Source organism: Vibrio sp. 10N.222.55.B11 (genome assembly GCF_041473705.1).
In the GTDB taxonomy this organism is placed as follows: Bacteria; Pseudomonadota; Gammaproteobacteria; order Enterobacterales; family Vibrionaceae; genus Vibrio; species Vibrio crassostreae_C.
In genome coordinates this window covers 73,012-88,012 of the sequence record NZ_JBFRST010000018.1, presented here as the reverse complement: position 1 = coordinate 88,012, position 15,001 = coordinate 73,012, and the positions used below count along the sequence as shown (strand labels likewise).

The 15,001-nt window shown below is 45.0% G+C and carries 13 protein-coding genes; 6 read left to right on the top strand and 7 right to left on the bottom strand.

Going from position 1 to position 15,001, the window contains the following annotated elements; all coding sequences use genetic code 11:
* Positions 1 to 639 precede the first annotated feature (639 nt).
* Positions 640 to 2,076 (top strand): glyceraldehyde-3-phosphate dehydrogenase, encoded by a 1,437-nt coding sequence (locus AB4503_RS07380; RefSeq protein WP_372114132.1) that lies wholly within the window; start codon positions 640 to 642, stop codon positions 2,074 to 2,076.
* Between the two features lie 239 nt (positions 2,077 to 2,315).
* On the opposite strand, the gene AB4503_RS07375 is transcribed toward AB4503_RS07380, so the two are convergent.
* Positions 2,316 to 3,371 (bottom strand): 2Fe-2S iron-sulfur cluster-binding protein, encoded by a 1,056-nt coding sequence (locus AB4503_RS07375; protein ID WP_372114130.1) that lies wholly within the window; start codon positions 3,369 to 3,371, stop codon positions 2,316 to 2,318.
* Between the two features lie 121 nt (positions 3,372 to 3,492).
* Positions 3,493 to 5,154, bottom strand: coding sequence for a hydroxylamine reductase (gene hcp / locus AB4503_RS07370; RefSeq protein ID WP_372114128.1), 1,662 nt, complete (start codon positions 5,152 to 5,154; stop codon positions 3,493 to 3,495).
* 273 nt (positions 5,155 to 5,427) lie between these two features.
* On the opposite strand from hcp, the gene AB4503_RS07365 reads away from it, so the two are divergent.
* A complete protein-coding gene (locus AB4503_RS07365; RefSeq protein ID WP_048659061.1) occupies positions 5,428 to 5,658 on the top strand; it encodes a hypothetical protein in 231 nt (76 codons plus the stop codon).
* Positions 5,659 to 5,711: 53 nt separating this feature from the next.
* A complete protein-coding gene (locus AB4503_RS07360) occupies positions 5,712 to 6,875 on the top strand; it encodes an alpha/beta hydrolase (protein ID WP_372114126.1) in 1,164 nt (387 codons plus the stop codon).
* A 115-nt stretch (positions 6,876 to 6,990) separates the two neighbouring features.
* On the opposite strand, the gene AB4503_RS07355 is transcribed toward AB4503_RS07360, so the two are convergent.
* The 3 genes from AB4503_RS07355 to AB4503_RS07345 form a co-directional block, all read right to left on the bottom strand.
* Positions 6,991 to 7,605 carry a LysE family translocator gene (locus tag AB4503_RS07355; RefSeq protein ID WP_048659058.1) on the bottom strand — a complete coding sequence of 205 codons (615 nt, stop codon included), beginning with the start codon at positions 7,603 to 7,605 and terminating at the stop codon, positions 6,991 to 6,993.
* A gap of 127 nt (positions 7,606 to 7,732) precedes the next feature.
* The gene (locus tag AB4503_RS07350; RefSeq protein WP_372114125.1) at positions 7,733 to 8,653 is read right to left on the bottom strand and encodes a LysR family transcriptional regulator; all 921 of its coding nucleotides are present in this window, start codon (positions 8,651 to 8,653) and stop codon (positions 7,733 to 7,735) included.
* Positions 8,647 to 9,108: an Lrp/AsnC family transcriptional regulator gene (locus AB4503_RS07345; RefSeq protein WP_017061781.1), complete on the bottom strand. Its 462-nt coding sequence runs from the start codon at positions 9,106 to 9,108 to the stop codon at positions 8,647 to 8,649. The genes AB4503_RS07350 and AB4503_RS07345 overlap by 7 nt, the downstream gene beginning before the upstream one ends.
* A gap of 254 nt (positions 9,109 to 9,362) precedes the next feature.
* On the opposite strand from AB4503_RS07345, the gene yjeH reads away from it, so the two are divergent.
* Complete coding sequence (yjeH, locus tag AB4503_RS07340) at positions 9,363 to 10,634, top strand: L-methionine/branched-chain amino acid transporter (RefSeq protein WP_017066490.1); 1,272 nt, start codon at positions 9,363 to 9,365, stop codon at positions 10,632 to 10,634.
* 46 nt (positions 10,635 to 10,680) lie between these two features.
* On the opposite strand, the gene AB4503_RS07335 is transcribed toward yjeH, so the two are convergent.
* Positions 10,681 to 12,138 carry a PLP-dependent aminotransferase family protein gene (locus tag AB4503_RS07335; RefSeq protein WP_372103333.1) on the bottom strand — a complete coding sequence of 486 codons (1,458 nt, stop codon included), beginning with the start codon at positions 12,136 to 12,138 and terminating at the stop codon, positions 10,681 to 10,683.
* Positions 12,139 to 12,228: 90 nt separating this feature from the next.
* On the opposite strand from AB4503_RS07335, the gene AB4503_RS07330 reads away from it, so the two are divergent.
* Positions 12,229 to 12,888, top strand: a complete 660-nt coding sequence (locus AB4503_RS07330; protein ID WP_017064859.1) for a pyridoxamine 5'-phosphate oxidase family protein — start codon at positions 12,229 to 12,231, stop codon at positions 12,886 to 12,888.
* 82 nt (positions 12,889 to 12,970) lie between these two features.
* Positions 12,971 to 13,897, top strand: a complete 927-nt coding sequence (locus tag AB4503_RS07325; RefSeq protein ID WP_017061785.1) for an urea transporter — start codon at positions 12,971 to 12,973, stop codon at positions 13,895 to 13,897.
* A 10-nt stretch (positions 13,898 to 13,907) separates the two neighbouring features.
* On the opposite strand, the gene AB4503_RS07320 is transcribed toward AB4503_RS07325, so the two are convergent.
* A complete protein-coding gene (locus tag AB4503_RS07320) occupies positions 13,908 to 14,915 on the bottom strand; it encodes an AraC family transcriptional regulator (RefSeq protein WP_017061786.1) in 1,008 nt (335 codons plus the stop codon).
* Between the last annotated feature and the right edge of the window lie 86 nt (positions 14,916 to 15,001).

Here is a 15,001-nt window from a genome sequence, read left to right as displayed (position 1 = left end):
AGCGAGGTTTTAGTGAGCAAAAGGTAAACAAAAGACGTTTTCTCCAGTTATTATCACCGGCATAACAAGTACACATCCACATTCTGCGGCTCAACTAGACTGTGAATAATGACTCTGCGTGCTAACAAAGTGGATAGTTAGGTTAAAATTGTGACATCCAATCGTTTGCGTGATGCACTTTTCACACTCAAGCTAGGCTTATTCAAAGGTCAAACATCAATACTCGTTAATTCCCTTATTTATCGTTTACTGTTTACGTGTAACTTGAGTTAGCGATCACACCTTTAATGTTCAATATGACCTGTATTACATATTATCCTTTGAATTGAGTATTTTTTGACGAAAAATAAGTGCTACAGATTATTAAAGTCAATAGTCTTTATCGACGTTCAAATCTTGATTTATGGCTAATATAAAGCCAATTTGCAGATATTTTGTCTGCATTTATTTTTCCTAGCAGAATAACCCGTCGTACCTTACAATCCTGCCACATAAAAATTACAAGTTACACACAAGGTATATCAGCACATTTAAGTGGCAATAAAGACCACAGACTGATGCCTCAAATCCCCTATGCTGATTGGCTTCCCTACAACCGCCATGAATGCAGAAACTTAACGTGAAAGGTCCCGAGTAAAGATGAGTCCCGAAAAGCACCTCCTAGATTGGCAAACTAGTCAAACCATTGCTGAATCCATCGCTCCAACTTTAGGTCAGTTATACCGTCAAAAAGGCGTAGAAGTTATCCTCTTTGGTAAGACCTTAGTTAACGCGACAACTATCGACATCATCAAAGCTCACCGCATCGCAAAACGTTACACTGGTTCTCCTCTTACAGCAGAACAGACTCAACCTATTATTCAACACCTTCTCTCTATGGACTTATCTCCATGTCGTATTGATGTTGGTCGCCTTGCGCATTCATTCTGGCAAGATCGCGAAGACACACATGGGTTGGATGATTTCCTACAAACTGCACTTATCGAATCGCTTGAAGGCGATGCAATGACAGAACCTCGTGACGTCGTGTTGTACGGCTTCGGTCGTATCGGTCGTTTGCTAACTCGTATTCTTGTAGAGAAAAGCGGCCCAGGTTACCCACTTCGTTTACGCGCAATCGTTGTACGTGGCGGCAAAGATGGCGACCTAGAAAAACGTGCTAGCTTACTCCGTCGTGACTCTGTTCACGGCCAGTTCAACGGCAGCATTGTTGTAGACCAAGAACGTAAAGCAATCATCGTAAACGGCAACTTCATCCAAGTTATCTACGCAAACAAACCAGAAGAAGTGGATTACACGGCTTACGGTATTGAAAACGCACTTGTGGTTGATAACACAGGTGTATGGCGTGACGCGGAAGGCCTAAGCCAACACGTAGCATGTAACGGTGCGAAGAAGGTTCTACTAACTGCGCCAGGTAAAGGCGACATCAAGAATGTTGTATTTGGTGTGAATGAAAATGTTATTCAACCAGAAGACACCATCATCTCTGCAGCAAGTTGTACCACCAACGCAATCACGCCAGTATTGAAAGCAGTTCACGACAAGTTTGGCGTACTGTCTGGTCACATCGAAACGGTTCACTCATTTACCAATGACCAAAACCTAATCGATAACTTCCACTCAGGTGATCGTCGTGGCCGTGCTGCGTCATTGAACATGGTACTGACATCGACTGGTGCTGCTAAAGCGGTATCAAAAGCAATGCCAGAAATGGAAGGAAAGCTAACAGGTAATGCGATTCGCGTACCTACGCCAAACGTATCAATGGCAGTAGCAAACCTAAACCTTGAGAAAGGCACAAACAAAGAAGAGTTGAACGAGTACCTACGTGAAATGGCGCTGTCTTCTGCTTTGTCTGCACAAATCGATTACACAGACTCAACTGAGATTGTATCTACAGACTTGGTTGGCTCTCGTCACCCAGGTGTGGTTGACGGTGTGGCGACTATCGCACAAGACAACCGTGCCGTGCTGTACATTTGGTACGATAACGAGTTTGGCTACAGCTGCCAAGTTGTTCACTGTATGGAACAGATGATGGGTGTACGCTACAAGACATACCCTGAAGTTTAATCAACTTCGCTCTTGTAGATACGTCCATCGCAACAAGCTCCACAACATAATAACTATATCTGCGAAGTCTGTATGGGCTTCGCAACCCCTTTTGTTTTACTCCCCCGTATAAACAAGAGGGTTGCCACTTAGATCTGCTCTCTCTAACTGATCTAGGTGGCCTTTTTACATCTAGCGCCCTAACTTTTATCGCTATGACAAGACCTTGTCTTCATCACCCTTGCACAGCTTCACGTCTGTTATAACTCAACCTCAACATCTGACTGAATCGAGCTTGAACATGCAAGCACGTACCCCTGCTCAATCTGTTCTGGCGTCAATGTCTCTTGGCTGCTTGATTCCACAGACCCTTTGGTCACTTTGCATTTACACGAGCCACAAATCCCGCTGCGACAAGCGATAATAATTGGAACGCCTGCTTTTTCTAATGAATCCGCCAATGGTGTACCAGTTTCCGCTTCAACTTCAGCTCCGAACGCAGGCACAAATACCTTAACAGCACTATTCGTACCGTCAGCAACTTCGGCTTTTGACGCTTCTGATTGAGCATTCTGAGTAGCAGGAGTGAAGCTTTCTTGATAGAAGTTATCCATGTTGAACTCAAGTTCTTTCAGATAACTTTCAATGTCTTGCATGAAGCCTACGGGCCCACACAGGTAAACCGTTCTCTCTAAGATATCTGGGCTCAGTTTCACCAACCAGTTTTTATCTAAACGACCTTGAGGAGCCGTTGTTCCTTCGTTGTCTTTTAGCAGCAGTTTTAAGTTAAAGCTCGCATGTAATTCATCGAGCTGATGAAGTTCTTGAAAGTAGATAGTCTCAAGCTTGTTGCGTGCCATGTGGACGAAATCAATCTCGATGTCACTGCCTTGAGACAGCCAATACTTGACCATCGCCATTACTGGTGTGATACCACAGCCTGCACTCACTAGCGTTACTTTCTTTGTCGCCGTTGGCATACAATCAATACAGTTAAACGCGCCTGCCGGCTTCAACACTGAAACCTCATCACCTTCATCAAGCTCATCAACAATAAAGTTCGAAACCAAGCCACCTTCCACACGCTTGACCGTCAACTTCAGACGGTTATCTTCCGGGCAAGAAGCCACTGAATAAGCACGGTAATCCGTTTTCGTCGGCATATCTAAACCCAGAGTAATAAATTGCCCTGGCTTAAAATTAAAATGTAAGTCTTGTGGAATACTGCCAAGCTCAAAGCTGACCGTGTCTGGCGTCTCATGCCATTTCTTTAAACACACTAAATTGATTGAATCGCTATCCGACCATGCATACATAGTTCGTGTACCTTGCTAATGACTAGATGATTAAAATGACTAAGGATTTAAATCGAAAAAGCCCCGCCGTTGTCTGTTTTTGAAAAACGTCACAACAACGGGGCTTAGGAGTTGGCTTAGATTAAGCCGCTAAGATTGTTTTAAGATCTTGCTCTGGCGTTGAGATAGAACGCATATCGAACTCGTCTTGAATAATCTTTAGTAGGTTTTCTGTTAGGAACGCTGGCGCTGTTGGGCCTGTGTAGATGCCTTTCACACCAAGAGCAAACAGAGTAAGCAGGATAACGATCGCTTTTTGCTCGAACCAAGAAAGAACAAGTGTTAGAGGCAGTTCGTTGATGCCGCAGTCAAACTCTTTAGACAGTGCTAAAGCAAGCTGAATAGCAGAGTAAGCATCGTTACATTGACCAACATCTAACAGACGTGGGATACCGTTAATATCGCCAAATTGGTTCTTATTAAAACGGAATTTACCACATGCCAAGGTCAGGATTACTGAATCTTCTGGTGCTTGAGCTGTGAAATCTGTGTAGTAACTACGCTCAGATTTGTCGCCGTCACAACCACCGACTAAGAAGAAGTGCTTAATGTTGCCTTCTTTCACTTGCTCAACAACCGCAGGCGCTGCTTCCATCAGTGCGTTACGACCAAAACCAACAGTGATCATTTGCTCGATCTCGTCATGCTTGAAGCCTTCTTGTGCAAGAGCACAATCGATCACAGCGCTGAAATCGTCACCTTCAAGGTGAGCAACACCCGGCCAGCCTACGATGCTACGCGTAAATAGACGGTCAGCGTATGAGCCTACATCAGGGTTAAGCAAACAGTTAGATGTCATTACGATCGCACCAGGGAAGTTCGCAAATTCTTTTTGCTGATTCTGCCAAGCGCTGCCGTAGTTACCCGCAAGGTGTGGGTACTTGTTCAGTTCAGGGTAACCGTGTGCAGGTAGCATCTCACCGTTGGTGTAAACGTTAATGCCCTTGCCTTCTGTTTGTTGAAGGATCTTTTCTAGGTCATGCAGGTCGTGACCAGAAACAAGGATACAGTGACCTTTCTTCGTCTTCACATTCACGGTTGTTGGTTGAGGGTGACCAAATGTATCTGTCTCGCCCTTATCCAGCATTTCCATTACTTTGTAGTTCATCAAGCCAATCTGCATAGACGTATCTAACAGTTGTTTTAGGTCTGATGGGTCTGTACCTAGGAACGCCATGATTTCGTGGTATTCAGCAAAAATAGCATTGTCAGTTTGACCAAGAACACGTGCGTGCTCCATGTACGCTGCCGCACCTTTTAAGCCGTATAGGCAAAGAAGGCGAAGACCAATCACATCTTCGTGTTGAGAGTCGTGACCGCGGTTTACCGCCGCTTGAGGGGCAAGCGCCAATAACTCTGAAGAATCTGTTGGAAGATCGAATTGAGCAGCAGCAGAAAGCACAGGGATCTCAAAACCGGTCAACGTAGCTGCCGCTCGAACTTGTTGTTCTAAACGCTGCTTAAACTCGTGAGATTGCTGAGCAAATTCGATGATGCGAGCAGGATCGAAGTTAACGTTCGTTAATGTTGCGAAAAATGCTTTTGGTGCCCATTCATCAATTTCAGTATCAATAACATCACAAGCACGGCCTAAATTAGCCCAGAAAGAAACACCTTGAAGAGAATGCACCAACACGTCTTGAAGGTCGGATACTTCCGAAGTTTTACCACACATACCTTGTGCGAAAGAACAGCCTTTTACGGTTGGGGTTTGAATTGTTTGTTCACATTGAATACAGAACATATAGGGGCTCCAGTAATTTTTATTAGCTGTAAGTGCTTTGCTTACAGTGACTTATTCCAACCCCTATAGAGCATCAACCGTGCCAACTTTTAACTCATTGATTTTATTAGACTTACCTGTATTCCATGTTTTTAGTGCGTGATTATGACTACATATAAACTCCCCAAGAGCACACATCCGTGTCATAGTGACTCTCCGAGATTAATTAACGGCGTTCATGTTTCGTTCAGAATAGAAGCGATAAAGTAACAACATAGAAAAAGAGGAATGAATATGAAAAATATATTAGTTACGATTGTTGCATTATTTACTGGCCTTTTGGCACTATTCACAAGCTTGATCCTTGCTATTCCTTTGGCTATTGCAGCTTTAATCACTGGCAAGCGCATTCAGAATCAAATGAAGAAACAAGGTTTCGCAGCTCATATGAACACTCGTCAGTCATCAACCCATGATGCCGGAGTTATTGAAGGTGAGTACGAAGACCTTTCAAGCAGAAAATAATCTAAACTTCAGTTTCAGACATAGTGAAAGCACAACAGAGACAAGATTACATAATGCAAAGAAAGCCCCTCCTAGCACTGCTGGCCTTAACGACTTTAAGTCTCGTTGGTTGCTCCAACGAGACATCAATACCCGCTTACGAAACTTCTCCAGATTTGCCTAGCTATCAGCAAGACAGCTTTGATGCCTACGTCAATGACACCCAAGATTGGTTATTGAAAAACCGTGTGTTCATGACGGAAGACAAACAACTCGAGATCCAACTCAATTCGCCAACCGAGTATCAACCAACCTCGCCAAACGGCAAGGCAGTGTTACTGGTTCATGGATTAGGTGACTCACCCTACTCATTTAAAGACATCGCTACCCATTTGGCTGAGCAAGGTTACTTAGTGAGAACCGTGTTACTGCCGGGTCACGGTAGTCGCGTGGGTGACTTAATGCAGCCGAGCCTAGAAGATTGGCAAGGTGTGGTAGCTCATCATACGAAGTTACTTGAGCAAGAGTATGATTCTGTTTGGCTAGGCGGCTATTCAACCGGTGCGAACCTCGTGACTTCACAGGCGATGCATGATCCAAAAATCTCTGGGTTACTGCTGTTCTCTCCTGCGTTTCAACCGAGCTCGTCAGCCGTTCAATATGCAAAGCTAGCGAGCTACTTTGTTACTTGGGCCGATCAAGATCCTGAAGATAGTGTGCTGCGTTACAACTCACTGCCAATGAACGGTGCTTCAGTTTACTACGAGACATCAGAAGTCGTTCGCAATGACTTGGAAGATAAGCACTTCGATAAGCCGGTGTTTATTATGATGAGTGAAGGCGACAGCGTGATTGACACCAACTACGTTCAGCAAGCATTTACTGCATCGATGCCGAATCCAAACAATGTGTTGGTTTGGCAAGGAGAAACGACACTCGAGGATCCTCGCGCTGTTCAGTACAGCATGAAAATTCCAGATCAGCGTATCTCGAACGGCTCTCACATGGGCTTACTGTTCTCACCAAGCAACCCTTACTACGGAATCAATGGTAGCGAGAAGATCTGCTCTAATGGTCAGGCTGAAGGCTTTGAAGAACAATGCAATGCAACCAGTGAAGTTTGGTACTCAGCATGGGGCTATCGCGAGGAAGGGAAGAACCATGCGCGTTTGACCTACAACCCCTACTTCTCAGATTCTATGGCGAAGTTAGATGCCGTGCTGAATTCTGAAGGCTAACAAGCTCAAACCTGTCGAAGCCAATCCATAGAAATCAAAAAGGCTCACTAGATAACGTCTAGTGAGCCTTTTTTAATGAGTATCGTTTCTCGTAACTAACTCTTATCGCTTACTGCTATATCGTCCACACCACACGAACAGCAAGCAGGATCAACACCAAACCTGATAGTCGGTCAATCAGCTGCGCCTTTGAGCGAATACGTTCAACAATCAACGGGCTAGATAGCACCAAGGTGATAAAAGTGTACCAAAGGCCGTCGACAATCAACGGCGTTGAGACAATGATCACTTGATTGGTCAGTTCATTACCTAATGCAACAAATTGGCTGAACAGAGCGATGAAGAACAGCGCAATCTTTGGGCTTAAGATAGAGATCAAGAAAGCCTCGCGAGCAGACTGCATGTAACTCATCTTTTCCCCCGCCTCTAATTTCGCGGCAACACCACCTTTCGAACGTAACGCGTTTACGCCGAGATAAAGCAGATACGCAGCACCCGCTAAACTAATACCTTTGAACAACATGGGTGATTGCTCAAGCACAACGGCCAAACCAACAATGGTTGCGAACGCATAAATACCGATACCAGCAGCATGCGACCAAGCTGCGATAAGTCCGTTCATGCGGCCACCAGCCAAGCTGTGCTTAGCGATCATCGCCAAACTCGGGCCCGGAGACATTGCACCCAACAAGCAAATCGCTAATAAAGAAAACCAAATTGTTACTGTCATCATTCCATTCCTAGTAAAATAAAGCGTTCCAGCTGAACACTCTACGCTTAATACTCAATACTTGGCACTTACCATAATCCGCAGAACGTATCATTTGAAATCAAAGGTTATCATTACACTTATGATTTCAAATCATACTGATATTGTAACTCGACTTTTTCATGGCTTGGAATGCCTTTTCTCGCGCCCATTTGTGGGCAGAGTCGTTGTCATATTTAGGGTGCCACATTAACCAATAGGTATGCATTTCCGTATCAAACGGCAAAGAAAAGTAGGTAGTATCGAGGTGTCGACCTAGGTTATAGGCGATATGTTCTGGCACGATCATCAGATAGTCGTCTTGCAATAACACAGTACCAGCAGATGAAAAGAACGGAACCTGTAAAGCCACTCTTCGCTTCAGCCCTTGCTTCTTCAATGCTATGTCCGCGTAACTGTCTTTATCTCCACCACCCGTCACTTTGATGTGAGAGTAGTGAACAATATCTTCTGCACTCAAAACCGCTTGTTGAGCCAGCGGGTGCGACTTTCGCATCAAACACACCGACTTATCTTCACCAAGTTTGATACTTGAGACATGTTCTGGCTTTGTGGGAAACATACTGGAAGCCAAATGAATCCCAGACTCGTTCAGTGCTTCAAGGTAGTTTGGCTGCCACAATCGATAAGCCAAATTAATGTTCGGCGCTTCAGCAGACACCTCTGCCACAATCACAGGAAGAATATACTGAGCGACATAATCACTCGAAGACAACACCAATTCACCCTGCCAGTCTTGCGGCTCGAAGGGTTTATCATCTAACAGGTGGTCAAACTCGCCAAGCAGGTCGTCGAGTTTACCTTTGAGTAGCAATGCACGGTTGGTCGGCACCAGTTTGTTGCCGTCACGGACCAGCAAAGGGTCGCCACACAAATCACGTAACTGGCTGAGCTGACGGCTCACCGCGGATTGTGTGATATGCAAACGTTGGGCGGCACGGCTCACATGACACTCTTCAAGAAGTACATGCAGTGAACGCAGTAGGTTTAAGTTGATATTGCCTAACATGAATGCACCGTCGCATTCTGTTTGTTGAAAAACTCGGTCAAAACCGTATGAGTCATTAAGTGGCGAAGATCCGGGTAACTTTGCAGCTGATCGCGAACTCGGTTCAAGCTCTCCATGCTTTCCACTTCCACGTACAACATCATATCTGTCTCACCGCTAATAGAGTGGCACCATTGCACCTCATCAATACTCTGGATTTGTTTCGCGTAAGACTCACAACTATGGTCACTACTCGACATGTCGAACTTCAACAAGATATAAGCGCACACATTCTTCGTTTGGTTGGGTTCTGCCACTTGAGCGCAGTAGCCCGTAATCACTTTGTCGCTTTCCAGTTTCTTGATTCTGGCGTTCACCGCTGAGCGCGAGAGGCTGACATCTCGGGCGATATCGCTCACTGAGCATCGTGCATTGGTTTTGAGAATATCCAAAATCTGGCGATCAAATTTATCCATGCTTCTGATTCTTTTCATTTATTGTTCTATTTATAACGCCTAATTTGACACAACTTTCCTACTTATAACAGCCATTCTGACAGCCGACACTTTCACACTGAATCGGATTAATACCGTTAAAATGACGGTGTCTTACGACGTTTCGCTAGCTGTATTATTGATGTCAACAATGTATGCTCTCAATCATAACTTCTCACACACCAGAAGAAAGTTACTGGAAGACCGTGACCAGAATCAAATAGCTAGGAGAGCGAATGACACAACTCAAACAAGAAATCACGCTTATTTCAGGAATCGGACAACTCTCGACGACCTTGCTAGGCACTGGATTATTTATGATCCCTGCGATCGCAGCAGGCATTGCAGGACAGTTGTCTCTTCTCGCTTGGTTAATCCTGTTTATCGCTATTTGCCCGATTGCACTGACCTTCGCATCATTAGGAAAACGCTACCCGAATGCAGGTGGTACTGCCTATTTTGTGCGCCAGGCGTTTAGCGAGCGATTAGAAACAAGCGTGGCGTGGTTGTTTGTGAGTGTTATTCCTGTCGGTATTCCAGCGGCCATTGCACTGGCTGGTGGTTTTGCTCAACAATTGTTACCCGCACCTCTCGATACACCACTTGGTGCTCAATCCTTTACCGTCGCCCTGCTTATTGCCGTCAATTTGATGGGCAGTAAATCTTCTGGCCGACTGCAAACCGTGATCGCATTGTCGATTTTTGCCTTAGTCAGCGCTTTTGTTTGGAAAGCCGACATCACGGCAACCGATGTTGCTCTTCCTGCCATCTCATCCAATTCAATGTGGTCTATCGGCGCTGCTTTAGCTGTCATGTTTTGGTGCTTTGTCGGAATAGAAGCTTTTGCTCACATGGGAGAGGAATTCAAAAATCCACAACGTGACTTCCCAATCGCCATCATTGCAGGCTGTTTTGTTGCGGGGCTAGTGTACTGGGCTTGTTCAGTAGTGATTCTTAAGCTGGGTGCTTTCGGTTCATCTGAATTCGATGCCGCATCCATCCCTTGGGTAACAGAACAACTGTTTGGTAATGGCTTCAAAACCGTCATCAGCGTGCTGGGGTTCTTTGCTTGCTTTGCCAGCCTAAACCTTTACACACAAAGCCTGTCTCGGATGATCTGGGCTCAGGCCCGCCAACACAGCCCTGCAAGTCGAATGGCTCAACTGAACAGCCGCGGCGTACCGCTCTACCCAACGTTAGCAATTGGCTTTGTCGTGCTTATTTCGTGTGTGATTGGTGAGCTGTCTAATTTAGACCTTGAGTTCTTTCTCAAGCTCGCCAACGGTATTTTTGTTCTGGTTTATCTGCTCGCAATGTTAGCCGCTTGCCGATTACTAACAGGCGCATCTAGATACACTGCCATGCTTTCATTGGTCATCTGTACCTTGGTGTTTATCTGTTTAAGTTGGTCGATGCTCTATGCTGTGACTGTTTTTGTGACATTGTCACTCCCTTGGCGGAAGTGGCTAGGTAAAGGTAAACCCACCGTCTCTATCGACAAGTTGTAACTCGATTCGTGATGAATCAGAAAATGGTAAACAAGCCCTACCAATATTACTGATAAAAAAGCCGAGCGATCTGTTTGATCTTCGGCTTTATCTCAGCCAGACGGATATTTCCAAACCCTAGCACCGCCCCACTCCAATCACGAGCATCACTCGAACCGTACTCATAAAAATCAAACGGACGAATGATGATATTTTGAAGATCAGCTCGTCGGCTCCACTCATGTTCAGATATACCTTGATACCACTTCACGGTCACATGTAGCCCTGCCGCCTGACTGATCACTTCAAGATCACCGTTAAACTCGCTTTCAATCGCTTCTATCATCGCTTCATACTTGAGTTTGTATGACCGACGCATCTTTCTAATATGACGCAGCAAGTCGCCTTCTCGAACAAAATCCGCCAAAGCTTCCTGTGTGTGGGACGCCGTGTCTCCAGTGAGCGCGTCTTTGATCTCAAGACACTTCGCCACCAGACTTTCTGGCACCACTAAGTAACCTAAGCGGAGTCCGTTGAACATGACTTTACTCAGCGAACCAACATAAATGATTCGTTCATCAAACCCGAGTTTACCCGCTAAGCCTTGCATACTGGTGTAAGGGCGATGAGCAAACTGGAACTCACTGTCATAGTCATCTTCAATGATCCATGACTGATGTTGATTGGCCCAGTCGATCAGTTTAAGGCGTTGCTCAGTATTTAAAGTCGTGCCCATTGGGTATTGGTTACTCGGTGTGACATACAGAGCCTTAGCATTACTGGCCAACACTTTCTCAATATCCAACCCCACCTTTTCACGCACACTTACACCTTCTAACTCTAGTCTCAACAGATCGATAATTTTATGTACTTGTCGATAACCGGGCTCTTCCACGAGGATTTTGTCGCCCATCGCTAAAGTTGCCATTAATCCGATTGAGATGGCTTGCTGCGCACCTGCGGTGATGATGATTCTGTCGGCATTACAATGAACGGAACGACTGCTTGCAAGATACCCACTCAACGCTTCCCTCAAGGCTGAGCTTCCCTGAACCTCTTGATTGCCCGCAATGTTCTGACGTGTAGAGTGACGTTGCAGCAACCTCTGCCATTTCGCAAAAGGGAACGCATCTAAGTCAGGAACTCCTGGGGCAAAGCTGCGGTTAATGTCGTTAGGTGTCGCTATGTTTGTACTCGGTTTACTGACTGTTTGTTTGACCTTCGGATCCTGAACACTGTTTGGCTTAGACAAACTTAGAAAGTGTTCTGGTTGTTCAACCGAGACATAAAACCCTGAGCCTTGCTTACTCTCGATATAGCCTTCAGTAACCAGTTGTTCGTACGCATAAATCACCGTATTTCGACTCACCGATAACTCGACAGCCAACTTACGTGTTGAAGGTAACTTACTTCCCTTGCTCCATAAATCTTGAACGATCTTCTCTCTTATCGCGTGGAACAAGGCGGTTTGACGCGTGCCGTGTTGTTCGTCTAACTGTAGATCACCGACATCGATAGGCTGCATAACTGGATCCAAATAGTGTTTAAAAGTGGCCCTATTTAATAGACCAGTTAATCGCTACATTAATCAAAAGGCAATGATTAAGGAGCGATTATGTTATCTAACACGAAAAGAACCACGATTAAAAAAGGGGCTCACAAAGCCGTATTTGAACAAGAGAAACTGCACCAAATTATTGATGAGAGCTTAATCGCACACATTGCATTGCAGGGCGAACAAGGACCAATGGTCATCCCGATGCTCGCGTGGCGAGTGGGTGATATAGTCTACATTCATGGAGCTAAAAACAGTCGCCTACTAAAAGGACTAAAAAAGGGAGAACCAACCTGTTTAACGTTCACCTTGTTCGATGGTTGGGTGCTGGCTCGTTCGGCATTTCATCATAGTGCGCATTATCGTTCTGCTGTGGTATTGGGGTCATTTTCAGTCATCGATGACAATCAAGAAAAGGATCGCTTGTTGAATATCTTTATTGAGCAAATCGCACCGGGCAGAACCGATGAAGTGAGGCTCAGTAATGAAAAAGAACTCACTGCGACCGAGTTGTTGGCGATACCTTTAACAGAAGCTTCCGTGAAGATTGGTAAACATGGAGTGAATGATGATAAAGCCGATATGGGCATTCCAGTTTGGGCTGGCGTATTACCCTATAGAACTGTTGTTGGGCCGTTAGAAACCGTTCCAGAACAAGAAGGCATCATTGAAACACCAGATTACCAACAAGCTTATGGTGAACGCTGGTATCAGAATTAACACTCGAAGATGGTGAACTTGATAAAATTGTATACAATCTGAATTACAAAAATTTAACATGACTCAATAATGTAATCAGACGATGAAAACGAACAAGGATATTCTGCCGTTTCAAGGCTTGCTCAATGGCATTGGGCAAGTCTATTTCACACCGTCTATCATGACGTCGACTTTGCTGTTGCTTGCCATTTCTATTGAGTCACTGGCGCTGGCTTTTCTTACCTTACTTGGCGCCAGTTGCAGCTATGCATTAGCTTTCTATGGCTATATGTACACCAACACCAACACCAACAAGTCAGTTGACGACATTGATAGTGGAATGTACGCGCTAAATGGCGCTTTGATTGGTTTATTTATCGGTAACTTTTTTGGTGTGACACCATTATTGGCTTTAGTGACTGCGTTAGGTGCATTACTCACGGTGCCGATTGCCCACATCGTATTCAGTTTTGAGAAATATCGCGGTTACACTAGCGCCTTTATCCTCACCACTTGGCTGATTTATATTATCCAATCAACCTTTGAGCTGTCAGCGTTTTCTGCACCTGATTCCGCACTGATGCCACTCATCAGTATTGAGGCTAACTCGTGGTTCAACCTGCCGACAGTGGTGATCCCGTTGTTAAAAGGGATAAGCCAAGTCAGCTTCATCGAAAATGCGTTGTCGGGGCTCGTTATCTTAGTCGCCATCGCACTCAACAATATCAAGCATGCCATTTGGGTTATGCTCGCAGTAATAATTAGCACCGTATTTAGCGGGTTGATTGGCGCTTCTAACGAACTGGTAGCCCAAGGTCTTTACGGGTACAACGCCATTCTTGCCACTTTAGCACTTGTGCCCTATCCGCGAATCCGTTGGCCGTTAATCCTATTAGGCATGCTGTTAAGCTGTCTCATCACACTTGGTTTTCATGAACTGTCACTGTTACCACTCACCGCCCCTTTCATTTTGAGTACTTGGGGGATGGTTTACTTGTCCAGCCTGATCCATAAACGAACCATAAGTTAGCTCTGAATAGTTACAGGCCAGTTTTTAGGCGCTCAACATATTGCTTGGGTGTCAAACCTCGATGTTTCTTAAACATCCGATTAAAGCTCGCGACATTGGTATAGCCGAGCCTCGTCGCGACTTTATCTATTGGCACTGAATACATCAACAACTCCACCGCCACATTACTTAACGCATAGCCCATAATGGTAGAAAAGTTGATGCCTAAGTTATGCAATCGACGTTGAAATTGCTGTTCAGATAACCCAAGCAAACTCGACACTTTATGCAGTGTTGGCAGGCCGAAATGGCGACTGTAATTGATCATCTCATAGGTCACCTTATGCTCATCCGCGGCATCAGGCATGTTGAGGTAATTATCTAAGTCATGAAAGTTCATTGCCAAGCTCATCTTGCCGCTAGAAGGGGCTTGATTGCTCGATAACCTCGACTGGCTTGGTATCCAGATTTCAGTTCGTGGCTGGCCCCACTGAATATTGCACCCAAAATACTCTTGATAGAGTTGAGTGTTCTCGCGATAACCTGCGATAGAGACGGCTGCGGGAGTAAAGTCGTCTCCCAAGTAACGCCTTAATATCTTCATCATAAAGATGGCAACTCGAATTGAGTCATGAACTTTACCCACCTCAGTATAAGCAGGATTGTCGTAGCACCATTTGATGAAATTACCGACTTGAGCGCCATATAGAAAAGCCCCGGACTGCAAACAGTGCAACCCGATGTTAACTCGGCGTATAGACGACGCCAGATCGTGCCCCGAGAAAAACCAGTTAGAGAGAGGACCTAGCCTTTCAATATCCACTCTATCAGCCAGCTTCAAGATAATATCGGAATCACCGGTTTGTTGTTCAAGTAAGCCATACCATTTGTCCACTTCACTTACGGGGATAAGGTTCATCGGGTTATTAAACACCGATTTAGGAATACCTAATTGCTCAGTATTCACAGCCTTATTAGTCGTTGCGTATTGGTAAATACCCAAAATACCCAATGCTCTTAAGAAGTTACAATTGTTCATTAGCCACCATACTTAGAAGTCACTATTACAGATCAAATCATAATGACATCATTATTAAAGTAATTGGTAAATTATCAACTTCTAAA

What these genes read in the sequence shown, in the direction of transcription:
- AB4503_RS07380 (WP_372114132.1), top strand. Translation starts at nt 640, where the DNA reads ATGAGTCCCGAAAAGCACCTCCTAGATTGGCAAACTAGTCAAACCATT.
- AB4503_RS07375 (WP_372114130.1), bottom strand. Translation starts at nt 3,371, where the DNA reads ATGTATGCATGGTCGGATAGCGATTCAATCAATTTAGTGTGTTTAAAG.
- hcp (WP_372114128.1), bottom strand. Translation starts at nt 5,154, where the DNA reads ATGTTCTGTATTCAATGTGAACAAACAATTCAAACCCCAACCGTAAAA.
- AB4503_RS07365 (WP_048659061.1), top strand. Translation starts at nt 5,428, where the DNA reads ATGAAAAATATATTAGTTACGATTGTTGCATTATTTACTGGCCTTTTG.
- AB4503_RS07360 (WP_372114126.1), top strand. Translation starts at nt 5,712, where the DNA reads ATGCAAAGAAAGCCCCTCCTAGCACTGCTGGCCTTAACGACTTTAAGT.
- AB4503_RS07355 (WP_048659058.1), bottom strand. Translation starts at nt 7,605, where the DNA reads ATGACAGTAACAATTTGGTTTTCTTTATTAGCGATTTGCTTGTTGGGT.
- AB4503_RS07350 (WP_372114125.1), bottom strand. Translation starts at nt 8,653, where the DNA reads ATGTTAGGCAATATCAACTTAAACCTACTGCGTTCACTGCATGTACTT.
- AB4503_RS07345 (WP_017061781.1), bottom strand. Translation starts at nt 9,108, where the DNA reads ATGGATAAATTTGATCGCCAGATTTTGGATATTCTCAAAACCAATGCA.
- yjeH (WP_017066490.1), top strand. Translation starts at nt 9,363, where the DNA reads ATGACACAACTCAAACAAGAAATCACGCTTATTTCAGGAATCGGACAA.
- AB4503_RS07335 (WP_372103333.1), bottom strand. Translation starts at nt 12,138, where the DNA reads ATGCAGCCTATCGATGTCGGTGATCTACAGTTAGACGAACAACACGGC.
- AB4503_RS07330 (WP_017064859.1), top strand. Translation starts at nt 12,229, where the DNA reads ATGTTATCTAACACGAAAAGAACCACGATTAAAAAAGGGGCTCACAAA.
- AB4503_RS07325 (WP_017061785.1), top strand. Translation starts at nt 12,971, where the DNA reads ATGAAAACGAACAAGGATATTCTGCCGTTTCAAGGCTTGCTCAATGGC.
- AB4503_RS07320 (WP_017061786.1), bottom strand. Translation starts at nt 14,915, where the DNA reads ATGAACAATTGTAACTTCTTAAGAGCATTGGGTATTTTGGGTATTTAC.